The following is a 26,857-nucleotide window of genomic DNA, read 5'->3' as shown; positions in this document are numbered from 1 at the left end:
TCATTGCCTGTGGTTTTTCGCATTTAGGTCACTATAATACTGAACATATTTATCTTAATGCCTCGCGGAAAGACCGCATAAACCAGGAATCCTCATGGAAAACACTGAAAAGTTAAAAAACAGCAAAGAAGTTATTGCGTACATTGCTGAATGTTTCCCTAAGTGCTTTACTTTAGAAGGTGAAGCAAAGCCTTTGAAAATTGGTATTTTTCAAGATCTTGCTGAACGCCTAAACGAAGACTCAAAAGTAAGTAAAACACAGCTGCGTGCTGCGTTAAGACAATACACGTCGTCATGGCGTTATCTACATGGTGTTAAACTAGGTGCAACTCGTGTTGACCTTGATGGCAACCCATGTGGAGAGTTAGAAGAAGAACATGTAGAGCACGCACAAGCCGCATTGGCAGAAAGTAAAGCTCGAGTACAGGCTCGTCGTAAAGAGCAAGGACAAAAAGCACGCGAAGAGGCAAAAGCGAAGCAGCCAAAAGCGAAAAAGCCTCAAGCACAAGCTCGTCGTCCTCAAGCGAAAGCGCCAAAAGCTGAAAAACCTGTCGAGACGCGCGCTTTAAATGCTGATGAAATGATCACTGGCAAACAAGTGAACGTAAACATGGGTAAAGGAAACATGGCTGCGACCATTGTTGAAGTTAATAAGGAAGATGTGCGCGTTCAACTTGTCAACGGCCTACAAATGGTTGTGAAAGCGGAGCACTTGCGCGCATAAAGGAGAAATTCCTACGCATGAAATGCCGTTCAAAATTAACGTTGATCGCTGCTGGCCTATGGCTAGCAGCGTCATCCGTTCAGGCCTTAGAAGCCACTCTTAGCAAAGAAGATTTACCTCTTCTTGCCCCAGAAATGCAGCATGAAACGGCGAGTAAGCGTGTGACTTCCCGTTTTACTCGTTCTCATTACAAACACTTCAACTTGAATGACGATTTCTCGCAAGCTATCTTCAATCGTTATCTCGAACTGCTCGACTACAACCGCAATATCTTTACTCAGAGCGATATTGATTCCTTTCATACGTGGTCGACACAACTTGATGATCAACTCAAGGCTGGCAATAACCAAATTGCATTTGATGTTTATAACTTATCAATGCAAAAGCGCTTTGAGCGTTTTCAATATGCGCTTTCTCTGCTCGACAAAGAAATTACATTTGAAGCCGATGAATCGATGGAACTTGATCGCTCAAAAGCAGCTTGGCCGAAAGATAAAACCGAGCTCGATAAGTTATGGCAGCAACGTGTCAAATATGATGCACTGAACTTAAAGCTTACGGGTAAAGAGTGGCCGGAAATTAAAGAAACGCTAGGCAAGCGTTATAATAACGCGATCAAACGTCTGTCTCAGACCCACAGTGAAGATGTATTTCAGCTTTATATGAATGCTTTCGCGCGTGAAGTTGATCCGCATACTAGTTATCTCTCTCCACGTAATGCCGAGCAGTTCCAATCAGAAATGAATCTTTCATTGGAAGGGATTGGTGCTGTACTGCAAATGACCGACGACTACACCATCATTCGTTCGTTAGTTGCGGGTGGTCCTGCCTCAAATAGCAAGCAGTTGGGTGAAGGCGATCGTATTATTGGTGTGGGCCAAGATGGCAAAGAGATGGTTGATGTTATCGGCTGGCGTTTAGATGATGTCGTACAACTGATCAAAGGCCCGAAAGGCACTAAGGTGAAGTTGCAAGTTTTGCCGGAAGGTAAAGACGCTAAAAGTCACGTTGTCACTATTGTTCGAGACAAAATTCGTTTAGAAGATCGAGCGGTTAAATCAAAAATCATCGAGAAAAATGGCAAGAAAATCGGCGTGCTTGAAGTCCCTAGCTTCTATGTCGGTTTAGCGCAAGACACGGACAAATTGCTGACTGAACTGAAGCAGAAAAAAGTGGATGGCGTGATCGTCGATTTGCGTAATAACGGTGGGGGTGCATTAACGGAAGCGACGGCATTATCCGGCTTATTTATTGAAAGCGGTCCGGTTGTGCAAGTTCGCGATAGCTATGGACGAGTAAACGTCAATAGTGACACGGATGGAAAAATCAGTTATCAGGGGCCTATGACGGTATTGGTGAATCGCTACAGCGCATCAGCCTCAGAAATTTTTGCAGCGGCAATGCAAGATTATGGACGAGCGATCATTGTTGGCGAAAACTCATTCGGTAAGGGAACGGTTCAACAGCATCGCTCGTTGAATCATATCTACGACTTGTTTGATAAAGAATTAGGCTACGTTCAATATACGATTCAGAAATTTTATCGTATTGATGGTGGTAGTACGCAGAATAAAGGTGTGGTGCCTGATATTGCGTTACCCACTGCGATTGAAGCAAAAGATACCGGTGAGAGCGTGGAACCTAATGCACTCCCTTGGGATCAAATTGAGCGAGCTAAATACGACAAGTTACAAGCTAATGAAAAACTGATTGCTAAGTTATCTGCACAGCATCAAGCTCGTATTGCCAACGATATGGAGTTCGGTTTCATTAACGAGGATATTGCAAAGTATAAAGCGGAGAAAGATGACAACACCATTTCTCTCAATGAATCTGTGCGTAAGCAAGAAAGTGACAAGGCAGATGAATTGCGTTTGGCGCGGATTAACATGCGACAAGCCGCCAATGGTTTGAAGCCCTATAAAACCTTGCAAGATGTGCCTAAAGATTATGAAACTCCAGATGTTTATTTAGAAGAAGCAGTGGCGATCACTGTTGATATGCTAAATTAGCAACCAGTATCAATGAAAAGCGAGCCTTAGTGCTCGCTTTTTTGATCTTATTTAAACCAAATAAATAACGTGATACAGATCAAACATTTCGCTTTATCGTACAACCGGTTCTAAGCTTAAGAAAAAAGCGAGGAGCGTGTTATGAAATGGATAAGCATCATTTTTACCTGCATTGTTCTTATCAGCACCAGTGCGGCACAAAGTCAAAGTAGTGGTACGCAGACTCATCAAGACTTAACTCAGTTTGATCTCCCTTTTTTACTTGGTGATTGGTACCTACTTAACCCCAATCCTGACACTTCTTCCGATGATTTTCGTTCTATTAAACTGACCTTGGAATCGAATTATCGTTTCAAGATCGATATTCAAAAGAAAAATTATAATGTGGAGCACTGGGAAGGTGAATTTGACGCCAGCGATAACAGCTTGATTTTGGGGCTTAATTCATCGCAACCTCAAGTTTATCAATACCAAATGAACCACAACATGCTCAACTTAAACGGCATTATCTTCACTAAAGCTTTACCAAATGCGTTGGCAGGGGTGTGGTCTAGCAAACGGATATTTGGTGAAGATGCGATAGCAACCGACATTAACCAACTTGATCTCGTTTTACAGCCGGATTTTGTATTTATGTTCAGAGTAAGTGGTGTTAATGGTAACGAATCGATCCATAAAGGGGTGTACTACACAGAAGGTGATCATTTGGTGCTCCTTTATGAAGACGGAGAACATGATACCCGCTATACGCTTGTTAGCGATATGTTAACTTTAGAAGTGGAGAATGGTTCCATGTCGGCTGTTTTAGCGCGAGTAAATCCGTAGTCTTGCAATCTTCTATCATAAGAAAGGCAATGAGTGAAATCTGTTGATATATGGGTAAATTGTCAGCGAAATAACGGGGTATTTGTCTTAAATGCCTCGTTTTTCGGTTTGAGGGGTTGTTATTAATGATAACAAGCCTTAGATCTATAGCCATCTTACTGAATGTTTATCAAAAACGTCACATTTCACTCCGTCAACAAGGATTACGACATGGCTCATACACCCCAAGCCAAGTATCGCAAAGATTATCAATCTCCATCACATACCATTACGGATCTCGAATTAATATTCGATCTCTTTGATACCAACACCACAGTGACTGCCGTTTCTCACGTTAAGCAGCAAAAAGAGAGTAACCAATTGGTGTTGGATGGTGAAAACCTTGAGCTGAAATCGCTCAAAGTGAATGGCACCGAATGGCAAGATTTTCAGCTGCTTGAAACCGGGCTCTCGATCTCATCATTACCTCAAGAGTTTGAATTGGAGATCGTGACACTGATTAACCCTGAAGCGAATACCGCACTAGAAGGGTTATACAAATCGGGTGGTGCGTTCTGTACTCAGTGTGAAGCGGAAGGTTTCCGTCGCATTACTTACTTCCTCGATCGTCCAGACGTTCTTGCAAAATACACAACGACCGTAATTGCTGACAAAAAAGATTATCCATTTTTATTAAGTAACGGTAACCGTATCGAACATGGCGATCTCGCAGAAGGGCGTCATTGGGTGAAGTGGCAAGATCCACATCCGAAACCTGCTTACTTATTTGCTCTCGTTGCGGGTGATTTTGACGTATTACGTGATCAATATAAAACCAAGTCTGGTCGCGATGTTGCCCTCGAGATTTTTGTTGATAAAGGTAACCTCGACCGCGCTTCTCATGCGATGACATCACTTATCAACGCAATGAAGTGGGACGAAGAACGCTTCGGCTTAGAGTATGATCTCGACATTTACATGATCGTTGCCGTTGACTTTTTCAACATGGGTGCAATGGAGAATAAAGGGCTCAACATTTTTAACTCTAAGTTTGTGTTAGCCAATGAAAAAACCGCTACCGATACTGATTATTTAGGTATTGAAGCGGTGATTGGCCACGAATATTTCCATAACTGGACTGGTAACCGCGTCACTTGTCGTGATTGGTTCCAATTAAGCTTAAAAGAAGGCCTAACGGTATTCCGTGACCAAGAGTTTTCATCTGATTTAGGGTCGAGAGCCGTGAATCGCATTAATAATGTGCGCATTATTCGTGGGCCACAATTTGCTGAAGATGCCAGTCCAATGTCACACCCAATTCGTCCCGATAAAGTGATAGAAATGAATAACTTCTATACATTAACTGTCTATGAAAAGGGCAGTGAAGTGATTCGTATGATGCATACGTTATTGGGTGAAACGAATTTCCAAAAAGGAATGAAGCTCTATTTTGAGCGTCATGATGGCACTGCCGCTACCTGCGAAGATTTCGTAGCAGCGATGGAAGATGCTTCAGGCGTCGATCTTACCCAATTCCGTTTATGGTATAGCCAATCTGGTACACCGATTGTTTCAGTGAGCACTGAATATGACACACAACAGAAAACCTATGCCTTAACCGTAGAGCAAACAACCGAACCAACGCACGAGCAAAAAGAGAAAGCAGCGCTGCATATTCCTTTTGATGTTGAGTTATACACCGCTCATGGTGATGTAATTGAGTTACAATGTAACGGAAAGCAAATCTCTAATGTACTGAACGTAACACAGGCCAAGCAGACCTTCGTGTTTGAAAATGTGCCAGAGAAACCGATCCCTTCCTTGTTGCGCGAATTTTCAGCACCAGTGAAACTGGAGTATGACTACAGTGATGATGAGCTGATCTTCTTGATGGTCAATGCTCGCAACGAATTTGCTCGCTGGGACGCAGGCCAAATGTTGTTAGCCAAATATATCCGTAGCAATGTGTTTGGAGTGCAGTCGGGTAAGGCGGCGGATTTGCCTGAATCGGTAGTTGATGCATTCCGTGGTGTGTTACTGAGTGAGGCTCTAGAGCCTGCTTTTATTGCGGAAATGCTCTCATTGCCTAGCCATAATGAGGTTTCAGGTTGGTATAAACGTGTGGATGTTGATGCCATAGCGACCGTACTGAAAGCGATGAAAGTACAGCTTGCTAACGCATTGCAAGACGAGCTCAATGCGGTTTACCACAGTTTAAAACAGACAGCATATAGCATTGAACACAGTGCAATTGGTGAACGAGCATTGCGCAATACTTGCCTTGCTTATTTAGCTTATACCGACCAAGGCAATGATTTGGTGCTGGCTCAGTATCACAGCGCCAACAACATGACTGACACTATCGCCGCTATGAGCGCTGCGAATAGTGCACAGCTTATGTGCCGTCAAGCACTGATGGATGATTACAGCAATAAATGGAAACACGATGGATTGGTGATGGATAAATGGTTTGCACTGCAAGGGACTAACCCCGCGCCAAGTGTTTTGGATACCATTCAACAAACCATGAAACATGAAGCATTTAGCTTAAAAAATCCAAATCGTACTCGCAGTTTAATTGGTTCATTCCTCAGCGCAAACCCAGTTAATTTCCATGCAAAATCGGGTGAGGGATACCGTTTTGCAGGGCAGATACTGCGTGAACTCAATGATAGTAACCCCCAAGTTGCGTCGCGTTTAATTGATCCTTTACTTAAATTCAGGCTCTACGATGAAACTCGTCAAGCAATGATGAAATCGGAGTTGGAGACTTTGAAGTCAATGGATAATTTAGCTCGAGATCTCTTTGAAAAAGTAACAAAAGCGCTCGAATCTTAAGGATCTTAACTCTACTAAGAGCGAGGTGACAGATAGGTCTCCTCGCTCTATTTTGGTTAACGGCTATGAAGCAATACTATTTTACTCTCAATATTTCTTATCAAACTTACTTAGCGCACTATTCTGGTGTAGCAAGCTCTGTACAAGTCTACACAGATCAAGGTTTACGCCTTCAGCTACCCGCATCTCGATTTCGTCCATTTCTTAGCCAAATTGGAGTAAAAGGCCGATTTCGGCTGACAACTGACCAAAATAACAAGTTTGTAAAGTTAGAAACTCTGTGAGCCGCTGATTTTCTAGATATTTAAATAGGAATCTTAATCACATTCTCAAACATTTCACCTCAGACCTGCCCTAAAACTGTTAACTATTTGTCAATAAAGCTTTTACAATAAAGCAAGCATTACCAATGGTAAGCGCTATGCTTACCGCATACCCTACAAAAATAATAATCTTGGAGTCTACTATGACTGCGCGTGAAACTTTAGTGCCAGTTCTGCTTGAAAAAGTGTACAAACTGATTCAAGACAAACTCGATCTTGCTCATCAACCGCTCGTGACCCAACTTGCTCAACATCTATTTAGTAACATTTCGAAAGATGATCTGACTGAACGTAATGAATCTGACTTATATGGTGCGATAGTTAGCCTATGGCATCATATTAACGAGAAAAACCCAGAGGAGCGTTCAGTACGGGTATTTAACCCGACAGTAAGCCGCCAAGGTTGGCAGTCAACGCACACGATTGTTGAAATAGTAATCCCTGATAGCCCGTTTCTTGTGGACTCCATTAAAATGGCGCTCAGCCGTTTGGATTTATCGTCACACCTTATGCTCAATGGGCCAACGCAAATCTCGCGCACCGATAACGGTGTTATTACTTCGGTAAACCAAGGTGAGGGTGTTCTGCAATCTCTTTTTCATATTGAAGTCGACCGCCTTAGCAGCAAAGAAGCGATGACACAGTTGAAAAATGAGTTGCTTAGTATTCTGAGCGATACGGCTTTAGTGGTGCAAGACTGGCAACCAATGTCAGAAAAACTGGTGCAAGTGATTGCGCAATTGGAGACACAAAAAGAGTTCATTCCTGTAGAAAGTGATCGTTACGAAGAAACCATCAAATTCTTAAAGTGGATGGGAAACCATAATTTCACTTTCATGGGATACAAAGAATACGACCTCGTGACGGTCGAAGGCGATACTGAACTGAGACCAACAGCAGAAAAAGGGTTGGGTTTATTTTCTGATTCAAAACGTGTGCGCAGCGTAAAATTATCTGACTTTCCTGATTCTGCGCGCCTTGAAGCCAAAAAGCCTTTTTTATTGATTGTCACTAAAGGCAATACCCAATCACGTATCCACCGCCCAGCTTATACCGATTATATCGGCGTTAAAAAGTTCGACAAGGCAGGTAAAGTGATCGGTGAACATCGCTTCACTGGTCTATATACCTCGGCGGTGTATAACCAAAGTGTCGAAACTATTCCGCTGATCCGCGAAAAAGTAGAACGTATCCTAAAAGCCAGCGGTTATCGTGCAGGCTCGTATTCCTATAAAGCGCTGCACAATATTCTAGAAAACTATCCTCGTGATGAGTTACTGCAAGCACGTGAAGAAGAGATGTTAGAAGTGGGGATGGGCGTAGTGCAAATGCAAGATAGGGATTTGCTGCGTCTGTTTGTTCGTAAAGACCCGTTTGGTCGTTTCTTCAGCTGCATGGTCTATGTGACCAAAGAGCGCTATAACACCGAGCTTCGCCGCCAAACGCAACGAATTTTCAAACAGTACTTTGGTTGTGAGCAAGATGTTGAGTTCACCACTTATTTTTCAGAAAGCCCATTGGCAAGAACACACTACATCGTACGTGTTGATAATAACAATATGGATGTCGATGTAAAAACGGTAGAGCAGAATTTAATGGAAGCATCATCAACTTGGGATGATCGTTTATCAGATGCGATCGTAGCAAACTTTGGAGAGAGTAAAGGACTGCCATTATCGAAAGAATACATGCGCGCATTCCCTCGTTCTTACAAAGAAGACATGATGCCGGGTTCTGCGGTGGATGATATCCAGCGATTGGAAGCCTTAGATGAAGAGCACAAACTCGGCATGTTGTTCTATCGCCCACAAGAAGAAGCGGCCGATTCAAAAGCGGTGCGGTTAAAACTCTATCACCGTGACGAGCCAATCCATCTTTCTGATGTGATGCCGATGTTGGAAAACTTAGGGCTGAGGGTGATCGGAGAGTCACCTTATGAAGTACGCAAGTTAAATGGACAAACGTATTGGATCCTAGATTTCTCAATGCTGCATAAGAGCGATAAAAGTGTCGATCTTCGAGAAGCAAGAGATCGTTTCCAACAAGCATTTGCGGCTGTTTGGGCTGGCGAATTAGAGAGTGATGGCTTCAACCGATTAGTGCTCGGCGCGTCATTAACTGGGCGCGAAGTATCGATTCTTCGTGCTTATGCGCGTTACATGCGCCAAGTGGGTTTCCCATTCAGTCAACAATATATTGAAGATACACTCAGCCATTATCCAGATGTAGCAAAAGGGCTGGTGGAACTATTCTTAAAGCGGTTTGATCCTAAACACAAAGGGGCTCAAAAAGGGCAAACGGATCTTATTAACGCTATTACTGAAGAGTTAGATCGTGTTGATAGCTTGGATGATGATCGTATTATTCGTCGTTATATGGAGATGATCAGTGCAACGATCCGTACTAACTACTTCCAGCTGGATGAAAACAATCAGATCAAACCTTGGCTTTCTTTAAAAATGAAACCGAAAGAGATTTCTGAAATTCCAGCTCCTGTGCCGGCTTTCGAAATCTTCGTTTATGCGCCTGATATTGAAGGTGTTCATTTACGTGGTGGTAAAGTAGCACGTGGCGGATTACGTTGGTCTGATCGCCAAGAAGATTTCCGTACCGAGATTCTAGGGTTAGTGAAAGCGCAACAGGTAAAAAATACCGTTATTGTTCCTGTGGGAGCAAAAGGTGGTTTTGTGTGTAAGAAACAGCACATGTTTACCACGCGTGATGAGATCTTTGCCGAGGGACAACGCTGCTATAAACGTTTTATTCGTGCATTACTCGATGTTTCCGACAATATTATTGAAGGTGAAGTCGTTCCACCTAAGAATGTCGTTCGTCATGATGAAGATGACCCTTACTTAGTTGTAGCCGCGGATAAAGGGACAGCAACATTTTCCGATTTGGCTAACTCAGTGTCAGCAGAATACAATTTCTGGCTAGGTGACGCTTTTGCTTCTGGTGGTTCAAATGGTTACGACCATAAAGCCATGGGGATTACAGCAAAAGGGGGATGGGAGTCAGTCAAGCGCCACTTCCGTGAGATGGGCATTAACTGCCAAACCACAGATTTCACAGCGATTGGCATCGGCGATATGGCTGGAGATGTGTTCGGTAATGGTATGCTGCTGTCTAAACACATCTGTTTGCAAGCAGCGTTTAACCATTTGCATATTTTCATCGATCCAACACCAAATTCAGCAAAAAGTTGGGAAGAGCGCAATCGCTTATTCAACACGCCACGATCTAGCTGGGAAGATTACAACGCAAAGTTGATCTCAAAAGGTGGTGGCATCTTCTCTCGCAAAGCGAAATCGATCACCTTAACGCCTGAAATTCAAAAAATGATCGGCACTAAGAAGGCTTCTGTTGCGCCTAATGAGCTGATTAAAATGATCTTGAAAATGGAAGTGGATCTTTTGTGGAACGGCGGCATCGGCACCTATGTTAAATCATCGAAAGAGAGCCATTCTGATGTAGGTGACCGTGCTAACGATGCTCTAAGAATTGATGGACGCGATCTTCGTACAAAAGTGATCGGTGAAGGTGGTAACTTAGGTATGACTCAACTTGGACGTGTTGAGTATGCATTAACTGGTGGTCGTGTTAATACCGACTTTGTTGATAACGTTGGCGGCGTCGATTGCTCGGATAATGAAGTTAATATTAAGATCTTCTTGAATGGCTTGGTGGCGAATGGTGATCTTACCGTCAAACAACGTAATCAGATCTTAGAGTCGATGGAAGACGAAGTAGGAGGCATCGTTATTGAAGATGCTTACGCTCAATCTGAAGCTATTTCTGTCACTGAGCAACAGGGTGTATCGTTAGTTAAAGAGCAGATTCGTTTCATCCATGCTATGGAAAAAGCAGGGCACCTTGACCGAGCATTGGAATACATTCCAGATGATGAAACTTTGCTTGAGCGTGAGAAGCAGGGATTTGCATTAACCCGTCCGGAGCTATCGGTATTAGTGGCATACGGCAAAATGGTGTTGAAAGAGGAATTGGCTTGTGAAGAGATTTCACACGATGAATTCCATTCGCAGCAGTTGATCAACTATTTCCCTACGGAGTTACGTCGTAACTATTCTCAGCACATGCAACAGCATCCACTTCGTGCAGAGATCATTGCTACGGCTCTGGCCAATCAGATGGTGAACGAAATGGGATGTAATTTCGTGACCCGTCTTCAAGAAGAGACTGGTGCGAATGTTGTCGATATTGCCAATGCTTACACTGCGGCAAGAGAAATCTATGGCTTAGGCCGTGTTCTTGAGCAGGTTCGTTTACTCGACAATAAAGCAGAAGCCGATGCACAGTACGATGTGATTTTCTTAGTACGCCGAACCTTACGCCGCTTATCTCGTTGGTTGCTGCGTAATCGTTCAGGCAAACAATCGGTCAAAGATTTGATTGCGCTTTATCAAACTGACGTCAATGCCGTTTCCGCTGAACTAGACAATATGCTCGTTGCTGAAGAGGTTGCAGAGCATAATGCCATGGCTCAAGTCTGGATTGATAAAGGCATTAACTCCGAACTGGCGAATTACGTTGCTCGTTTATCAAGCCTGTACTCAGCACTGGATATATCCACAGTGGCTCGTGATAAAGGTAAGACCGTTGCTCAGACAGCTAAGCTTTACTTTAACTTGGGTGATCGTTTATCACTGCACTGGTTCTTGAAACAGATTAACGGTCAAGCGGTGGATAACAACTGGCAAGCACTAGCTCGCGCTGCATTCCGTGAAGATTTAGACTGGCAGCAGCGTCAACTTACTGCGCAAGTATTGAATTGTACTTGTGCGCCAGAAGAATTCGATGTAATAAAAGCACTGGATGAATGGATTGCTAGTAATGAAGTATCCTTAATGCGCTGGGAGAGTATCCTCAACGAATTTAAAGTTGGTGCAGTACATGAATTTGCAAAATTCTCAGTAGCATTAAGAGAATTAGTACTTTTAAATTTGAATTGTGCGGCAAATGAGTAAATAATAACGCCCCGTTTATACGGGGCTTTTTATTTCGGAGGCACAATGCTCTACCGCTTAGCCAGGACTGGCTTTTTTCAACTTGATGCCGAAAAGGCACATGATCTCGCCATTGAAAACTTTAAACGTTTCACAGGCACTCCTCTTGATCTCTTCTATCGTCAACACTTACCCAATCGCCCAGTCGAATGCATGGGTTTAACTTTTAAAAACCCTGTAGGTTTGGCCGCTGGCCTAGATAAAAATGGGGAATGCATAGAAGCTTTTGGTGCAATGGGGTTTGGTTTTGTCGAAGTTGGTACCGTGACTCCACGTCCTCAATCTGGTAACGATAAACCGCGTTTATTCCGTTTGATCCAAGCGGAAGGTATTATCAATCGAATGGGCTTTAACAACTTAGGTGTCGACAACCTGGTTGAGAACGTTAAGAAAGCTAAATATGACGGCATTATCGGTATCAACATTGGAAAGAATAAAGATACACCGATTGAAAATGGGGCAGATGACTATCTTATTTGTATGGAGAAAGTTTACCCATATGCTGGTTACATAGCGGTGAACATTTCATCCCCCAACACTCCTGGGTTACGAACGTTACAATATGGTGAGGCATTGGATGATTTGCTTGCCGTACTGAAAGCGAAGCAATCTGAATTGGCTAAGCTGCATAATAAATACGTTCCGCTAACATTAAAGATCGCTCCCGATCTTTCTGATGACGAACTTAAACAAATTTGCCAATCGTTACTCAAGCATAATATTGATGGCGTTATCGCGACTAATACCACATTGGATCGGTCGCTGGTGGAAGGTATGAAATTCGCGAATGAAGCGGGTGGGTTAAGTGGCCGTCCTGTTCAATCAAGAAGTACTGAAGTGATTAAGTGCTTGTACCAAGAGTTGGGTGATAAGCTGCCCATTATTGGAGTGGGTGGTATTGATTCTTGTATCGCTGCAAAAGAAAAAATGTTGGCGGGCGCGAAACTAGTACAAGTCTATTCAGGATTCATTTACCACGGCCCAGGCTTAGTGAGAGATATTGTCAAGAACCTGTAAATAATTGCGATTTAAAGGTATTTACTCAGAAAAATAAAAAGTGACTGGGTCAAAGTAAGAGGGAATGAGTTATTCATTTCCTCTTTTTTTTTATATTTCTGTTCTTAAAATTACATTCACTAGCTGGCAAAGGTAATTAAGCGTTTTACCTAATAGTTTGATAATTCATTAAAATTAGAGAGTGGAACGATGCTTAAACCAAGTGACAAATGGAGTTGGTATTATTCAGATAGCGAAAGCTGCCTGATGTTGTACCTTGGTGATGAGATGGTTTTTAAGACCAATCTTTACCGTAATCTGCTCGTCGATTGTGCTTTTGCTGAGAATCATTTTTCAGTCGATGATGCGAGTGCTTTCCAAACCTACAAAGAGCAAATTGCCTATTTAGGTTTAAGTGAGCCAAGACAAGCCGAATTAGCACTCTATTGTGTTGCCGCTAAGCGTTTTCATAAACCTGTCCAGCCTAAAAGTTGGTTTTTTGATCATCAAGGCTACGGTTTTGAACCGAGTGAAGGTGACATTGTTCGGTTGGTCAACGGCTACAGCCAAGGTTATTTCATCGTACTTGAGGTAGGGGACTGCGCTAGTCTTTGCGCCTTAGTCGATTTGGATGCGTTCATACTGAATGGTTCCAAACAGCTGGAATTCGGACAGGTCATTAAGGTTATGCATGACCGTATGGCTTGCGCCAATCATATTTTGCTCGAAGAGCACGTTGCTCTTGTGAGTTAACTTTTCCCTAATAGCACAACGTTTCGTTCCTTTGTTTCATTTCCCATCGGCTTAATAGCCGATTTTTTTTGCCTAGAGCTTTTCCCCAACTCAATCCTATCCGTCTGAATTCGATCTTAAATGTGAGATTTGTTCAGGATTCTGATGTTTTTTTCTTCAAAAGTGACGTTATAAACAGTGTCTACATTGCTAGAAATGGCCGACATATTCCCATTTTTAGCTCATTTGTAATTAATTTACACTACAAAAATCAATCTGGTATAGTCCAATTATGCAGTGAATAAATACTCACTTATCCCGTAGGCCTTGCTATATCTAGTGAGATGTTTTTGCAATGCTCGAAGCTTGTCTATTTGTAAAATTGGCGAGTAGTTAAGCAATTGAATGGTTGAGAAGGTGAAAGAGGCACTTTGTTTTACTCAAGCGTGGTATTGTCAGGTATAATGCGTGGTCATTTTTATCAGTAAAAGAGCAGTATGAATCAATATCTAGCGGTTACCTCAAACGGTCTTGAGAACCTATTAGTTGAAGAACTAACCCAATTAGGGATTACGGACGCAAAACCCGTGCAGGCCGGGGTAAAATTTAAAGCGTCGAAAGAGCAGATTTATCGCTGTTGTTTGTGGAGCCGTCTAGCATCAAGATTTGTTCGCGTCCTCTCTGAATTTACCTGCCAAAATGATATGGATCTTTACTTGTCAGCAAGTTCAGTGAACTGGGTTAATCATTTTCATAGTTCGAAAAAGTTTGTTGTCGACTTCAACGGCACAAATAACGAAATCCGCAACAGTCAGTACGGCGCGATGAAAGTAAAGGATGCGGTTGTCGACTGTTTCACCAAAAAGAACTTACCGCGCCCTTCGATCGATAAAGATCATGCAGATCTTCGTGTCCATGTACGCTTGCATAAAGATAAAGCCATTTTAGGGATTGATATGGTGGGCGGTGGTTTACATCAGCGCGGTTACCGTACCGAAGCGGGGCGAGCACCACTTCGTGAAACATTAGCAGCGGCTATTATTTTGCGTAGTGGATGGAGTGAAACGAAGCCACTGCTCGACCCAATGTGTGGTTCTGGCACTTTGCTCATTGAGGCGGCCATGATGGCTGCTGGTATGGCCCCTAGTCTCAAGCGTCCAAAGTGGAGTTTCGAAGCTTTAGAGGATTTTGATGCAGAACTATGGGCGCAAATAAAATCAGAGGCCAATGTTCAAGCAAGACGTGGTGTCAAGAAAGTTGACTGTAAGTTCTTTGGTTTTGATAACGATGCACGAGTGCTGCAAACCGCGAAAGATAACGCTCGCCGCGCAGGGGTTGAAGAACTGATTACCTTCCAGCTAGGTGATGCGGCACTGATCAAACGTCCTGAAGGGTTTGAGGATGGTGTAGTTATCTGTAATCCACCCTATGGTGAACGTTTAGGTACACATCCTGGTTTGATTGCTTTATACACGGCATTTGGTGGGCAATTAAAGGCTGAATTTGGCGGTTGCCAAGCGTCGATTTTCTCAAGCTCTGACGAATTACTCAGTTGTTTGCGTATGCGCGCTGAAAAGCAGTTTAAGTTAAATAACGGTGCGTTACCTTGTCACCAAAAGAACTACTCAATTTCATTGCGCACGGTAGAGCTGGGAGCGTCTATTTCTCAAGAATCGGTGATTGCTCCTGATTTTTCGAATCGTTTAAAGAAAAATATTGCGAAAATTGGTAAGTGGGCGAAACGTGAATCACTCGATTGCTATCGTATTTATGACGCTGATTTGCCTGAATACAATGTTGCGATCGATGTTTATCTCGACCACCTCGTGATCCAAGAATACGCCGCACCTAAAGATATTCCAGAAGAAAAGGCTAAACGCCGTTTAACAGATATCATTCGTGCCGCGATTCAAGTCACCGGAACAGAAGCAAATAAAGTAGTACTCAAAGTTCGTGAAAAACAGAAAGGGCGCTCTCAATATCAAAAATTAGGGCAAATTTCTGAGACAATGGAAGTGAACGAGTATGGCGTTAAACTGATTGTCAATTTACATGATTATCTCGATACGGGTTTATTCCTTGATCATAAATTGACGCGTCGTCGCTTAGGGCAAATGGCAAAGGGTAAAGATTTCCTCAATCTATTTGCTTACACCGGCTCTGCAACCGTTCATGCCGCTTGCGGTGGAGCAAAATCAACCATGACGGTTGATATGTCTAAAACCTATTTAGAATGGGCTAAAGACAACTTAAAGCTCAACGGTCAAGTTGGACACCAGCATCGCTTTGAACAAGCCGACTGTGTGCAATGGCTAGAGACTGCAAAAGAACAATTTGATTTGATATTTATCGATCCGCCGACATTCTCAAATTCCAAACGTATGGAACACACATTTGATGTGCAACGCGATCATATTAAGTTGATGGAAAATTTAAAACGTATCCTACGTCCAGAAGGTACGATTGTGTTTTCAAACAATAAACGACATTTTAAAATGGATTTAGAAGCGCTAGCTGAGCTTGGTTTAGCTGCTCAAAACATTTCAGCACAAACATTACCACTGGATTTTGAACGCAATAAGCAGATCCATAACTGCTGGACGATTTCCCATGCATGCAGTGAATAGGGAATGAAGTTGTTCACGCTTTACAGTACTGAAGGATGCCATCTCTGTGAGATGGCATTTCAGCTTGTTCAGCAGGCAAACATTGCTGAACAAGTACAACTTGTTGATATTGCATTTGATGATGCGCTCTTCTCTCGTTACGGGGTCACTATTCCGGTTCTTAAATACCAAGAATCCGAACTGAGCTGGCCCTTTGACCAACAAACATTACTTCATTGGTTAGAAAATAATGGCATTAATTACCATCCATAACGGTCAATTAGCATTTGGTGACCACCCATTACTCGATCATGCAGATTTCGCATTACAAGAAAATGAACGAGTTTGTCTCGTCGGCCGAAACGGTGCAGGCAAGTCGACTATGATGAAAGTTCTTGCGAGAGAAATCATCATGGACGACGGAAAAATGCAGATAGAACAAGATGTTGTTGTTTCTCGATTAGAACAAGATCCGCCTAGAGATGAAGCTGGCACCGTTTTTGATTATGTTGCTGGTGGATTAGCGGAAGTTGGTGAGTATCTAAAGATCTATCAAGATCTTTTAGATCTCATCGTTATCGATCCAAGTGAAAGTAATATCAATAAGTTATCTCGTATTCAAGAGCAGCTAGAGCATACAGGGGCATGGCGTTTTGAAGAACGTATCCAAAATGTTCTGGCGGCGTTGAAACTGGATGGCCACACCAAACTAACGGATTTATCCGGTGGATGGCAGCGTAAAGCGGCTCTTGCAAGAGCACTAGTGTGTGATCCTGATGTCCTTCTGCTTGATGAACCGACTAACCACCTTGATGTAACCACCATCGAATGGCTCGAAGGCTTTTTGAAAGATTTTAGAGGCTCGATCATCTTTGTATCGCATGACCGGACGTTCATCCACTCAATGGCGACGCGCATTGTTGATCTTGACCGTGGTAAACTCAGCTCGTTTCCTGGTGATTATGATCAGTACCTTGTCGCCAAGGAAGAAGCCTTGCGCGTAGAAGAGATGCAAAATGCCGAGTTTGATAAGAAATTGGCCCAAGAAGAAGTTTGGATTCGCCAAGGCATCAAAGCGCGTCGTACTCGTAACGAAGGGCGTGTAAGAGCACTCAAGAAGCTAAGAGAAGAGCGTAATGATCGCCGTGAGGTACAGGGCAAAGCAAACTTGCAAATCGATGACGCTGCGCGTTCAGGAAAAATTGTCTTCGAAGCGAAGGATATTAGCTATAGCATTGATGGCAAAAACATTGTCTCGAACTTCAGTTTCAATATCATGCGTGGTGATCGCATTGCACTTATTGGCCCTAACGGATGCGGTAAAAGTACGCTGCTGAAACTGCTGTTGGGTGATTTACAACCTCAGAGTGGCAAATTACATTGCGGTACCAAACTTGAAGTTGCTTATTTTGATCAGTACCGTGAGATCCTCGATCCTGAGAAGTCGGTAATTGACAACTTAGCTGACGGAAAACAAGAAGTGATGGTGGCTGGGCGCCCACGGCACGCATTAAGCTACTTACAAGATTTTTTGTTTGCCCCTAAACGTGCGAGAACGCCAGTAAAAGCGCTATCTGGTGGTGAGAAAAACAGACTGTTGCTTGCTCGTATTTTCCTCAAACCGAATAATTTATTGATTTTAGATGAACCAACCAACGATTTAGATATCGAAACTTTGGAACTTTTAGAAGATTTGCTTGCCAACTACCAAGGCACGTTGCTGCTTGTCAGCCACGATCGTCAATTTGTTGATAATACTGTAACAACGAGTTGGATTTTTGAAGGTGATGGCAAAATTGAAGAATTTGTTGGAGGCTATCACGATGCTCAGCAACAAAGAGCTCAAGTTTTGCAGTCACGAGTTGCTGAAAATGTCAGCAATAAAGAAAAAGTGGTTGAGGAAACTCTCAAAACAGCGCCAATTAAGACAAAACCTAAAAAGTTATCTTATAAACTGCAGCGAGAAATGGATGAGTTGCCCGCAATGTTAGAGCAACTTGAGAATGATATTGAAATGCTTCAACAGCAAGTGAACGATCCTGAGTTTTTCATGCAATCAGCAGACAAAACACAGCCCGTTTTAGATAAGTTAATTGCGAAAGAGCAGGAGCTTGAAATTGCTTTCGAGCGCTGGGAAGAGCTCGAAGCAATGCAACAGGAAAGTTAGAGATTATTAATGAGTAGTAAAACATTTAAAATCACCGTAATAGCAGCCAGTATTTTGGCTGCCACTCAAGCTCATGCTGCACTTTACCAAATTGTAGAAGTGACACCCGGTAACTTAGTCGCTAATGAATATTATGGAAGAGCAATACAAAAAGATAACCTTTCAGCAAATCCTCTTGGATGTTTTACGGCCGGAAATAGCTGTAATACTTTTGCGTTTGGTGGCGATACGCTCAATGGCTCTGATGGCATTTCCTATCATGATGAAGTGCCATTCAAAATGGATAATCGTTTTGTTTATCAGGATATTGATGATCTCAAAAACTATTGCTCTAACGAACTCGGTTATTCTACTTGTGAGGCATGGGCTGATAAGCAATGGCATGGTTTTGAGTACAACAATGTTGAAACTGGCGGTTTGAAACGTGAGCGTGATGCTTGGGATAATGGTAGTTATCTACAAAATGCAGCGGCCTTTGTTAATTCATCGCAAGTTGTTTTGACTTTTGGCTCTATTGCAAATACTCAGAATACCGTTTTAACTGGGTTAGACGGTACTTATGCTTTTGGTATTACGAGCAGCGGTTACACACAGTCTGGGAGTAATTACGCTCTAGGCTACCGTCAACGTGGTTTTTATAATGGCAATATTTTAAATCCACCAACAGACACCACAATTGTCAAAGACACAAATAATAAAATTGTTGAAAAAATGGGTCGGACGTTCGCTTATGATGTATTCAATGATGGTACCCATAATTTCGTGGTTGGTAGTGCATCAGTTAGCCCTTATTTAACAGGTAACGGTGATGATGATAACAAAGACTACAATGGCGATGTTAACACTTGTGTGAGTGATGGTCTCGATCCACAGTTAACTCGTCAGTGTCAAAATTTTGCATTTGCAACGCAAGCTTATATGTGGGATACAGCATCTACATCGACGGGTTACCGCGTAACAGGGTGGGTCGGTGATGTTGAAGCAAACCGTAGCGGATACTCTGCACAAGCAAGTGTAAGAGGCGCTGCTATTCCTACATCTGGCAGTTACGCTAACAAGCCGGTTATGGCTGGTTTTAATACCTATCGCGATGATAATGTGTTTAGAATGCAAGCAACAGTATTCTATCCTAATGCAAGTTACGACGTAACAACCCCTAAGCATGATATGTGGAGTAGTAAGGTTATTACTGGTACAGAACTGAAAGTGGATGGAGATGTGATTTACTCCAACTCATTAGCGACAGATATTAATAACCATTTAATCGTGATCGGTGAAACAAAACGCAAAGGCGATAAACCTGAAAGCGGCGCAGCAGCAAACCGTATTTTCGTGGCAGATGCTAATAGCGGAACACCTGTAGCTAACTATCTATCAGGTGGAATTTTCTTTACTGGTGCTGGCGGTGAAGCGAAAGCGATCAACAATTTCAATGAAATTGTCGGTCAAATCGATGCAGAAAAAGGTCGTGAAGATGGAGGCAAACAACGTCGTCATCGTGGCTTTATCTATCCTTTCAACGGTACAGGGAGTAATGCAGCAAGAATGGCATTATTCCAGAACCAAGGTTGGTGGCTAGATGATCTAACCAACGGTGGGGCTTACTCACAACATAATAACCAGTTCCGTATTTTTGAAGCCTCAGATATCAACGATGATGGTGTGATTGCAGCAAGTGCATTTAAATGTACTGGTGGCTATGACGATTTCTCCCATAACTCATACTGTACTTCTGGAGGTGAAAGCGTTGTCGCGATTAAACTGATCCCGATTGCTGCCGCGGCGGCTAGCGATATTGAAATCCGTAGCACGGCACTTCCACCCGTTGAACGTAAAGGCGGTAGTATGGGGTGGATTACTCTGACACTACTTGCTCTCTTTAGGTTCCGCAGAAAATAATTAAATAGTGTAAAGAATGGCGCAAGTTCACAATTTAGAATCTGCGCCTTTTTTGTAACTTGAGAAAGTCGAATTTTTGAGCAATTCTTAATTGTGGTGTAACAGATATGCCATGTAGATTTAATAGTTGTATGTAAGACACAAGTTACTGTATGAGGACTACACTATGATGAAGAGACAAAAGCGTGATCGCCTTGAAAGAGCACAGTCTCATGGGTATAAAGCTGGCTTAAACGGACGTTCCGTAGAGGCTTGCCCTTATCAACAAACGGACGCTCGTTCATATTGGCTAGGTGGTTGGCGCGATGCCAGAGATGACAAACAAGCTGGTCTCTACAAATAAACTCCCACATACATGCAAAAGGATTTAAGCCCCGGAAGGGGCTTTTTAGTATTCAAGTCACACTAAAGCACTATAACTAAGTGTTTTGATGAGAAAAAGCGACTCTATGAGTCGCTTATGAATAGTTTAACGTCATTAAAAAGCAGAAGTATCTTGGAAAAGACCTACTTTTAAGTCCTTTGCAACGTAAATCTCTTTGCCATCGACAAGAACGCGACCATCAGCTAGGCCCATTACAAGTTTACGGTTAACAACCCGTTTCATCGTGATTTCGTAAGTTACTTTTTTTGCTGTTGGTAGGATCTGACCTGTGAACTTAACTTCACCAACACCTAATGCCCGGCCTTTTCCTTTGCCACCAACCCAGCCAAGGAAGAAACCAACCAATTGCCACATCGCATCTAAACCTAAACAGCCAGGCATTACAGGATCGCCAGGGAAATGGCAATCGAAGAACCATAGATCAGGAGTAATATCTAACTCAGCAAGAATAAGGCCTTTACCATACTCGCCCTCGGTTTCTGACATTTTGTTGATGCGGTCCATCATCAACATATTTGGCGCTGGCAATTGAGGGTAGCCAGGCCCAAAAAGCTCGCCTTGGCTAGAGGCTAGTAAGTCTTCACGATTATATGAATCTCGTTTATTCTGCATTATCAGTTACTCCAATTTTTGATAGGGTGCATATTAGGGAACACGTGTACGCTAAACAACTCCGATCAGTGCTACACAAACCAGTTTTTAATGCGCTCTGCAATACTGTGTGATTGGTCATGCCTTTCAAAGTTTTCAATACGTTGAGCAATTTTATTAATGATGCTTTCTTCGTCATCGCCTCTGAATGACGCACCCATAAGGATCGGTACGGCTTCATCAACTGTAGCGACTGGCCAAATATGAAATTCATCATTTTTAATGCTATTGACTACATCTTTATGAAGCGCAAGATGTTTTAGATTTGTTCTTGGTAGAATGACGCCTTGTCCACCCGTGAATCCCTGATGCTTACACACATGGTAAAAGCCTTCAATTTTTTCGTTTAGCCCGCCAACAGCTTGAACTCGCCCGAATTGATCAACCGCACCTGTCACAGCGATTTGTTGGTTAATGGGATGTTCAGATAAAGCGCTTACTAAAGAACATAACTCGGCTAGTGATGCACTGTCGCCATCCACTTCGCTGTATGATTGTTCGAAGACAACCGAGGCCGAATAGGGAAGCGGTGCGTCAAGATTCATTGAGCTGCTTACAAAGGCTTGCATTATCATCATGCCTTTTGCATGCAAATTACCACCGAGCTCGGCTTTGCGTTCGACATCGGTAATATCACCGTCACCAAAGTGCACAACGCATGAGATACGAGCTGGTTCACCATAGGAAAGAGGATGGCCAGCAACATCGATCACCGTTAATCCATTGACTTGGCCGACTTGTTCGCCTTGAGTTTCGATAATGACTTGTCCATCAAGTATATCGTCGAGTGCTCGTTGCTGCAGATAAGACTCTCGATAATAGCGTTTGTCTAAGGCACTTTCGATATGAGATTTAGTAATCGGATACTGATTTGACTCTAAGGCCGCTTCTTCTATAAGTGTTCTGTGCCATATTACACATAACGGTGTGTAATGTTGATCTTCCGTGAAACGGGCACCTGCGGTCATAAGAGCAGGAATGGCATCTTCAGTCAGTGTAGGGAGTTGGTATTCTTCAGATATCCAACGTAAATAAGCGAGGTAGGTCAATATCGATTGTTCATCAATTTTCAGGTCCAACTCTAATTCGGTGTAGAAACAAAAGCTTGAGCGGACGTCTGCATCCAAATAGTCGACATCGGCTAACTGGTTTCTATCACCTAAAATGATCAGTTTGACCTCATATCTTTTAGAGATTGGTGAGGGGTGTGGTGATTTAGCATCACAATTAATGGGGCTTACATATTCGCCTAATACTGCCGCTTTTAATAATGGCCACATTTTAGGATTAGCCAACAGCATATTAGCGGAGATCAGAAGATAACCACCATTGGCTTTATCCAATAAACCAGGAATTTCGCTGGTGATAAGCCCATTTTCAGCGCGGTATTGGCCAAAGATAGTCCCCATATCGAGGGACTCTGTACAAATAACGTGCGAGTTTGGCTTTATTACTTGAAGTTTTTGACTGACTAATTGACGATAGATTGAGTTATCTGGCGCGTTGATCAACATCACTCGTGTAAAACCTTTCAATTGAACAAACTGCTGAATAGCGGTTGCTAGTCTGGGCTGTGTGTCGAGTAATGTTACCGGAGATAGACTAGGGTACTGAGCTAGTTGCGAGTGGAATTGATCATACTGAGGTGTGACTGAACGCCAAATATTTTGAGTCATTGAAATCTAGTGTTTATTAAAAGAAGCCAGATTATATAGAAAAATAGCAATGTCTAACAGCTCCATTATTATGCTTGATCTTGTTCGCTTTTTTGAATCCAAAAATTGAACTCTGAACGATGGTGGGTTACGCTGTCACCCTAACTTGGCATGGATTTTACGTTATGAAATATCAACAGCTTGAAAATTTGGAATCGGGTTGGAAGTGGCAATACTTAATTAATAAGTGGAAGGATGGCGAAACAATCACTCGTTATGTAGACAAAAGTGAAGCTCTAGCTGCAATTGAACAGTTAAAAAAAATAGAGCATGAACCCAATCTGGTTCTTGGGTGGATTGATCAGCACATGTCACTTGAACTGAGTAATAAACTCAAGCAAGCAATTAGAGCCAAACGCAAACGCCACTTTAATGCCGAGCAACTACACACCAGAAAGAAATCTATCGATCTCGATTATCGAGTGTGGGAAAAACTATCATATCGAGCCAATGAGCTTGGTTGCACTTTGTCTGACGCGATTGAATACCTGTTAAGTGAAGCATCTCGTAGCGAAAAAGCGAGTAGAACCGTCTCAAGTTTAAAAGAAGATTTAAGTAAATTACTGTCTGAATAAGAAAGGAGATAAAAATGTTGTATGTCATTCTGGCTGCTGCTGCAGTTATCTTTTGGTTAGTCGCTGTTGATCGGCCTATATTGAGAGTTAAATTCAAAGATGGTGTCGTAGCACAAGTTAAAGGTCATTTCCCTCCAAGTTTTAAACATAATGTGACTGAGATTGCTGAAAAGACAGACTTGAGCGGCGAACTAAAAGTTTACCAGCAGAGAACGGGTGTTAAGTTGGTTTTTTCTAAAGACGTACCTAAAAAAATTCAACAGCGTATTCGCAATGTTTTTCCTCATCAGGGATTTCATACAAAAGAGCAACGAACCAAGAAGTCACATTGAGTCTGCCATTCTTAAGTTACAGATTGTTTTCATTAAAAAAAGAACATCGTCGAAACGATTAACTTTACACATCGTCCATTTATAACTCGCTGATATCATGATGGAAGTCTCTGTAAAGGTTCTCGACGATGAAAAAAATCTGTGTAGTTATCATTTCGTTAGTGATAGTAGTTTTCTGTTCAAAGGGTTATGCCGACGATTCAGAAAATAATCCTGTCGCGCAATCAATAAAACAGCAAACGCTTAAAGCTCTTAAAAAATATAGATCTAAGCTTGATGGATATTGTGACGTGATGATCGAAATGAAGCATGTTCAAAGTTATGCAGAAATTGTAGGCGTTGGGACAAACGGTGATTACCAAATCTGCGCGAAAGCAAAATCTAAAATCAAGATAGGCAAAAAATTTAAATATAAAGTTCCAGAGAAATACAGTATGCGCCCCATGATCCCACGGGGCGTTTTAATTTGAATGTGAGAAGTTCCAGGGAAGCAGTGAGTTGATATCAGGCTCAGACTTTGCCAGCTCTTTCATACATTTGACCATGTAATCGTAGAGTATCAGTCCGTTCGCTTTCGCCGTCTCGATGATGCTATACAGCAAAGCACTCGCATCAGCACCAAGCGGATTCGTCGAGAATAACCAATTTTTTCTGCCAATGACCAGCGATTTGATTGCGCGTTCCGCTCGGTTGTTGTCGATAGATAAATGCCCATCTTCAACATAGCGTATCAGCTTAGGCCACTGACCCAAGGTGTACTTGATGGCTTTACCAAGAGGACTCGATTCGATGACTTTCTGCGTGGTTAACCAGTCATAGATGTCATCCAACATCGGTTTAGCCTGCGCTTGTCTTTCTGCCCAACGCTCTTCGACCGAAGCCAGTTTTAATCGAGATTCAAGTGCGTACAACTTTTGGATTTTGGCTAACGCCACATCCGCTTTACCTGTTTTACCTTTGCCCTGAAGCTTCTTCGCTTCCATGAACTTACGACGTGCATGAGCGAAGCAACCGACATTGGTGACGTTGGTTAATCCATCATAAGCCGCGTAACCATCACTTTGCAGATAGCCTGAGTAATCACCCAAGAAGTTCACGGGGCACACTCTCGCGCGACTGTTTTGATAGTCGAACAAGACGATATTTTTCATGTCAGGGAGTTTAGCTTCAGGGGAGTCGGCTCCCGAGCAGTACAACCACATATAACATTGCTTGTCTTCCTTGAGCACATTGAGCGGCGTTTCATCGGCCTGAACCACCACTTGTTCGAGTAAGTGAGTCTTCAGTGCCTGATAAAGCGGTTTGAACTTTTCACTAACCTGGATTACCCACCTGGCCATGGTCGTTCTCGATAACTCGATACCTGATTGGGTGAACAAGGTTTCCTGACGATACAGCGGAAGCGCATACTGATATTTGCCTAAAATAATGTTGGCAAGCAGACTTTCGGTAGCGAAGCTTTTGGGGATGATACTTATCGGTGCGGGTTGTTGGTGAATGTGGCTTTTTTCAGCCTCTTGTTCACACTGACGACAGGCGTATTTCGGGCGAACATATTCCAACACTTTTAGGACGGCGGGCGTGAACTCAAGCTTTTCACTGCGGTCTTCGCCGATTTTATGCAAAATGTGTTGGCAGCATGAGCACTGTTTGTCGTGCTCATCTAGGTCAAGCTCGATAATTTCACGTGGCAAGTCTTTAGGAAGCGGTTGACGTTTACCACGACGTTTGATTGTCGTCGTGGTGATAACCTCATCTTCCGATTTCGCCGCTTCACATTCCGCCTCATTAAAGAGGTCACCCTGTGCTTCGTTATACGGCTTTAACGCTTCCGAGCGTTTGGCGAATTGACGGTCAAGGGCCAGTTTAAACTGCTCAATTAAGGATTGGCGCTCTTGTTGCCACTCTTTTTTCTCCGACATCAACGCTTTCACCATAGCTTGAAGCTCGGCGATGTCTTGGCTTTCTGGGTTAATATCGGGCGTCTTTTTCATGGCATTGATTATATTAAAAACACCACGTCAAGGCTTGGTATAACTCACTTTTATCGGGTTCAACTCATTGTAAAGTTGTCTATTTTTATCGGTTTATGGCCGATTATCGTGAAGCCAGATAACAGTCTGTCTAGGTCAAATTGAGTCAGGGTGTATACCTGCTTTTTCTCTTGAGTGGGCCATTTGAATTTGGCTTTTTCCAACCGTTTATACCACAGAGCGAAGCCCGTTTTATCCCAGTACAAGACTTTGACTTTATCGCGTTGTTTATTGGTAAACAGGAACAGCGCACCGCTTCCGAGCGGTAAATCGGTTTCAGATTCAATAATCGCCGCCAGACCATTAATGGACTTTCTAAAATCCACGAACTCCCGATACAGGTAAACATTAGGGGCACTCAGCATTCTCTTCATGACAGTGCTCCGATTAACTCTGCCAGATACGAGGCAGGTGTTCCCTGGGGGATGCTGAGTTCAACGTCATTAATCAATAGTGTCATGTTGGCAATCGGTGTTTGAGTCATCTGGTAGCGTGTCGTTTTTTCAACGACTTCAGCTTTAACGAATCCACTGCTCTTAGGTTGCTCTATGAACTTTAGTTGCTGTCGCTTGGCATGGAAGGTTGAAAGGCTCAGCCCATTTTGTTCACAGAACACGCGTTGAGACAGATGACTGGATTCGTATTGATCGAATAGGGTATGCCATTCTTGATGAGAGAGTCTTTTTGCCATTTCAAATCTCCTTGAGGTTGGAGATTTGATCTTATGGCGTGCCGAGATTGATTAGAATGTGGGGTTTATGACGCGCTTACGAAATACATACGGATACAAATCAATGCAGCAGAGTTATGAGTAAGGTGTGATTTCACTGTGAAATGAAAATTTGGATGTATGGTTTCAATTGCTATTATGGTTAACAAATCAGAGTGCGCATTATGGTTATGAATTATGTTGAGGGTCTGCCGCAGGACTGAGAGCCGTCAAGGGTGGGCGAAAGACTTGGCCATATCCGGCCAGTAGGTACTGGCCGTGGTGACTAGGATAGAGAATCGCTTTACCATCGAAGCCCGTAATATAATTCG

21 protein-coding genes are annotated in these 26,857 nt (G+C 42.8%); 16 read left to right on the top strand and 5 right to left on the bottom strand.

Going from position 1 to position 26,857, the window contains the following annotated elements; genetic code table 11:
- The first annotated feature begins 94 nt into the window (after positions 1 to 94).
- From proQ to rmf, 13 genes are all read left to right on the top strand, one after another.
- Positions 95 to 724: an RNA chaperone ProQ gene (proQ, locus tag N5E84_RS06000; protein ID WP_017044692.1), complete on the top strand. Its 630-nt coding sequence runs from the start codon at positions 95 to 97 to the stop codon at positions 722 to 724.
- 17 nt (positions 725 to 741) lie between these two features.
- Positions 742 to 2,736 (top strand): carboxy terminal-processing peptidase, encoded by a 1,995-nt coding sequence (gene prc / locus N5E84_RS05995; protein WP_017041969.1) that lies wholly within the window; start codon positions 742 to 744, stop codon positions 2,734 to 2,736.
- Positions 2,737 to 2,877: 141 nt separating this feature from the next.
- Positions 2,878 to 3,561, top strand: coding sequence for a hypothetical protein (locus N5E84_RS05990; protein WP_019282704.1), 684 nt, complete (start codon positions 2,878 to 2,880; stop codon positions 3,559 to 3,561).
- A gap of 210 nt (positions 3,562 to 3,771) precedes the next feature.
- Entirely contained in the window at positions 3,772 to 6,378 is a 2,607-nt protein-coding gene (gene pepN, locus N5E84_RS05985) for an aminopeptidase N (protein ID WP_069212043.1), read from the top strand.
- A 65-nt stretch (positions 6,379 to 6,443) separates the two neighbouring features.
- Complete coding sequence (locus tag N5E84_RS05980; RefSeq protein ID WP_013856912.1) at positions 6,444 to 6,662, top strand: DUF2835 domain-containing protein; 219 nt, start codon at positions 6,444 to 6,446, stop codon at positions 6,660 to 6,662.
- Between the two features lie 182 nt (positions 6,663 to 6,844).
- Positions 6,845 to 11,686 carry an NAD-glutamate dehydrogenase gene (locus N5E84_RS05975; RefSeq protein WP_019282703.1) on the top strand — a complete coding sequence of 1,614 codons (4,842 nt, stop codon included), beginning with the start codon at positions 6,845 to 6,847 and terminating at the stop codon, positions 11,684 to 11,686.
- Between the two features lie 45 nt (positions 11,687 to 11,731).
- The gene (pyrD, locus tag N5E84_RS05970) at positions 11,732 to 12,742 is read left to right on the top strand and encodes a quinone-dependent dihydroorotate dehydrogenase (protein ID WP_013856910.1); all 1,011 of its coding nucleotides are present in this window, start codon (positions 11,732 to 11,734) and stop codon (positions 12,740 to 12,742) included.
- A gap of 189 nt (positions 12,743 to 12,931) precedes the next feature.
- Complete coding sequence (locus tag N5E84_RS05965; RefSeq protein WP_010320557.1) at positions 12,932 to 13,474, top strand: cell division protein ZapC; 543 nt, start codon at positions 12,932 to 12,934, stop codon at positions 13,472 to 13,474.
- Between the two features lie 476 nt (positions 13,475 to 13,950).
- Positions 13,951 to 16,080 carry a bifunctional 23S rRNA (guanine(2069)-N(7))-methyltransferase RlmK/23S rRNA (guanine(2445)-N(2))-methyltransferase RlmL gene (gene rlmKL / locus N5E84_RS05960; RefSeq protein WP_019282702.1) on the top strand — a complete coding sequence of 710 codons (2,130 nt, stop codon included), beginning with the start codon at positions 13,951 to 13,953 and terminating at the stop codon, positions 16,078 to 16,080.
- A gap of 3 nt (positions 16,081 to 16,083) precedes the next feature.
- Complete coding sequence (locus tag N5E84_RS05955) at positions 16,084 to 16,332, top strand: glutaredoxin family protein (RefSeq protein ID WP_013856908.1); 249 nt, start codon at positions 16,084 to 16,086, stop codon at positions 16,330 to 16,332.
- Positions 16,310 to 18,226: an ABC transporter ATP-binding protein gene (locus N5E84_RS05950; protein WP_019282701.1), complete on the top strand. Its 1,917-nt coding sequence runs from the start codon at positions 16,310 to 16,312 to the stop codon at positions 18,224 to 18,226. The genes N5E84_RS05955 and N5E84_RS05950 overlap by 23 nt, the downstream gene beginning before the upstream one ends.
- Positions 18,227 to 18,235: 9 nt before the next feature.
- Complete coding sequence (locus tag N5E84_RS05945; RefSeq protein WP_019282700.1) at positions 18,236 to 20,125, top strand: DUF3466 family protein; 1,890 nt, start codon at positions 18,236 to 18,238, stop codon at positions 20,123 to 20,125.
- 169 nt (positions 20,126 to 20,294) lie between these two features.
- Positions 20,295 to 20,468 carry a ribosome modulation factor gene (gene rmf / locus N5E84_RS05940; RefSeq protein ID WP_010320553.1) on the top strand — a complete coding sequence of 58 codons (174 nt, stop codon included), beginning with the start codon at positions 20,295 to 20,297 and terminating at the stop codon, positions 20,466 to 20,468.
- A gap of 135 nt (positions 20,469 to 20,603) precedes the next feature.
- Here the strand turns inward: rmf and fabA are convergent, their stop codons facing one another.
- Positions 20,604 to 21,122, bottom strand: a complete 519-nt coding sequence (gene fabA / locus N5E84_RS05935) for a bifunctional 3-hydroxydecanoyl-ACP dehydratase/trans-2-decenoyl-ACP isomerase (RefSeq protein ID WP_019282699.1) — start codon at positions 21,120 to 21,122, stop codon at positions 20,604 to 20,606.
- Between the two features lie 71 nt (positions 21,123 to 21,193).
- Positions 21,194 to 22,837, bottom strand: a complete 1,644-nt coding sequence (locus N5E84_RS05930; RefSeq protein WP_019282698.1) for a Lon protease family protein — start codon at positions 22,835 to 22,837, stop codon at positions 21,194 to 21,196.
- A 164-nt stretch (positions 22,838 to 23,001) separates the two neighbouring features.
- On the opposite strand from N5E84_RS05930, the gene matP reads away from it, so the two are divergent.
- From matP to N5E84_RS05915, 3 genes are all read left to right on the top strand, one after another.
- Complete coding sequence (matP, locus tag N5E84_RS05925; RefSeq protein WP_026027109.1) at positions 23,002 to 23,451, top strand: macrodomain Ter protein MatP; 450 nt, start codon at positions 23,002 to 23,004, stop codon at positions 23,449 to 23,451.
- A gap of 14 nt (positions 23,452 to 23,465) precedes the next feature.
- Complete coding sequence (locus N5E84_RS05920) at positions 23,466 to 23,783, top strand: DUF3634 family protein (protein WP_013856901.1); 318 nt, start codon at positions 23,466 to 23,468, stop codon at positions 23,781 to 23,783.
- Between the two features lie 128 nt (positions 23,784 to 23,911).
- Positions 23,912 to 24,253 (top strand): hypothetical protein, encoded by a 342-nt coding sequence (locus tag N5E84_RS05915; protein WP_116285035.1) that lies wholly within the window; start codon positions 23,912 to 23,914, stop codon positions 24,251 to 24,253.
- On the opposite strand, the gene N5E84_RS05910 is transcribed toward N5E84_RS05915, so the two are convergent.
- From N5E84_RS05910 to tnpA, 3 genes are read right to left on the bottom strand one after another with little or no spacing between them, the layout of a single operon-like run.
- Positions 24,245 to 25,777: an IS66-like element ISVa9 family transposase gene (locus N5E84_RS05910; RefSeq protein ID WP_069212063.1), complete on the bottom strand. Its 1,533-nt coding sequence runs from the start codon at positions 25,775 to 25,777 to the stop codon at positions 24,245 to 24,247. The genes N5E84_RS05915 and N5E84_RS05910 overlap by 9 nt on opposite strands.
- A gap of 59 nt (positions 25,778 to 25,836) precedes the next feature.
- Positions 25,837 to 26,190: an IS66 family insertion sequence element accessory protein TnpB gene (gene tnpB / locus N5E84_RS05905; protein WP_069212062.1), complete on the bottom strand. Its 354-nt coding sequence runs from the start codon at positions 26,188 to 26,190 to the stop codon at positions 25,837 to 25,839.
- Complete coding sequence (gene tnpA, locus N5E84_RS05900) at positions 26,187 to 26,507, bottom strand: IS66 family insertion sequence element accessory protein TnpA (RefSeq protein WP_081245520.1); 321 nt, start codon at positions 26,505 to 26,507, stop codon at positions 26,187 to 26,189. The genes tnpB and tnpA overlap by 4 nt, the downstream gene beginning before the upstream one ends.
- Between the last annotated feature and the right edge of the window lie 350 nt (positions 26,508 to 26,857).

Source organism: Vibrio sp. J502 (assembly GCF_025397955.1).
GTDB classification, from domain to species: Bacteria; Pseudomonadota; Gammaproteobacteria; order Enterobacterales; family Vibrionaceae; genus Vibrio; species Vibrio anguillarum.
Note: the sequence above shows the minus strand (reverse complement) of the source record. Positions and strands in the feature narration are given on the sequence as shown.

What these genes read in the sequence shown, in the direction of transcription:
- rmf (WP_010320553.1), top strand. Translation starts at nt 20,295, where the DNA reads ATGAAGAGACAAAAGCGTGATCGCCTTGAAAGAGCACAGTCTCATGGG.
- N5E84_RS05915 (WP_116285035.1), top strand. Translation starts at nt 23,912, where the DNA reads ATGAAAAAAATCTGTGTAGTTATCATTTCGTTAGTGATAGTAGTTTTC.
- tnpB (WP_069212062.1), bottom strand. Translation starts at nt 26,190, where the DNA reads ATGAAGAGAATGCTGAGTGCCCCTAATGTTTACCTGTATCGGGAGTTC.
- pyrD (WP_013856910.1), top strand. Translation starts at nt 11,732, where the DNA reads ATGCTCTACCGCTTAGCCAGGACTGGCTTTTTTCAACTTGATGCCGAA.
- N5E84_RS05980 (WP_013856912.1), top strand. Translation starts at nt 6,444, where the DNA reads ATGAAGCAATACTATTTTACTCTCAATATTTCTTATCAAACTTACTTA.
- pepN (WP_069212043.1), top strand. Translation starts at nt 3,772, where the DNA reads ATGGCTCATACACCCCAAGCCAAGTATCGCAAAGATTATCAATCTCCA.
- fabA (WP_019282699.1), bottom strand. Translation starts at nt 21,122, where the DNA reads ATGCAGAATAAACGAGATTCATATAATCGTGAAGACTTACTAGCCTCT.
- N5E84_RS05950 (WP_019282701.1), top strand. Translation starts at nt 16,310, where the DNA reads ATGGCATTAATTACCATCCATAACGGTCAATTAGCATTTGGTGACCAC.
- proQ (WP_017044692.1), top strand. Translation starts at nt 95, where the DNA reads ATGGAAAACACTGAAAAGTTAAAAAACAGCAAAGAAGTTATTGCGTAC.
- N5E84_RS05910 (WP_069212063.1), bottom strand. Translation starts at nt 25,777, where the DNA reads ATGAAAAAGACGCCCGATATTAACCCAGAAAGCCAAGACATCGCCGAG.
- N5E84_RS05920 (WP_013856901.1), top strand. Translation starts at nt 23,466, where the DNA reads ATGTTGTATGTCATTCTGGCTGCTGCTGCAGTTATCTTTTGGTTAGTC.
- N5E84_RS05930 (WP_019282698.1), bottom strand. Translation starts at nt 22,837, where the DNA reads ATGACTCAAAATATTTGGCGTTCAGTCACACCTCAGTATGATCAATTC.
- N5E84_RS05965 (WP_010320557.1), top strand. Translation starts at nt 12,932, where the DNA reads ATGCTTAAACCAAGTGACAAATGGAGTTGGTATTATTCAGATAGCGAA.
- rlmKL (WP_019282702.1), top strand. Translation starts at nt 13,951, where the DNA reads ATGAATCAATATCTAGCGGTTACCTCAAACGGTCTTGAGAACCTATTA.
- matP (WP_026027109.1), top strand. Translation starts at nt 23,002, where the DNA reads ATGAAATATCAACAGCTTGAAAATTTGGAATCGGGTTGGAAGTGGCAA.
- prc (WP_017041969.1), top strand. Translation starts at nt 742, where the DNA reads ATGAAATGCCGTTCAAAATTAACGTTGATCGCTGCTGGCCTATGGCTA.
- N5E84_RS05955 (WP_013856908.1), top strand. Translation starts at nt 16,084, where the DNA reads ATGAAGTTGTTCACGCTTTACAGTACTGAAGGATGCCATCTCTGTGAG.
- N5E84_RS05945 (WP_019282700.1), top strand. Translation starts at nt 18,236, where the DNA reads ATGAGTAGTAAAACATTTAAAATCACCGTAATAGCAGCCAGTATTTTG.
- N5E84_RS05975 (WP_019282703.1), top strand. Translation starts at nt 6,845, where the DNA reads ATGACTGCGCGTGAAACTTTAGTGCCAGTTCTGCTTGAAAAAGTGTAC.
- tnpA (WP_081245520.1), bottom strand. Translation starts at nt 26,507, where the DNA reads ATGGCAAAAAGACTCTCTCATCAAGAATGGCATACCCTATTCGATCAA.
- N5E84_RS05990 (WP_019282704.1), top strand. Translation starts at nt 2,878, where the DNA reads ATGAAATGGATAAGCATCATTTTTACCTGCATTGTTCTTATCAGCACC.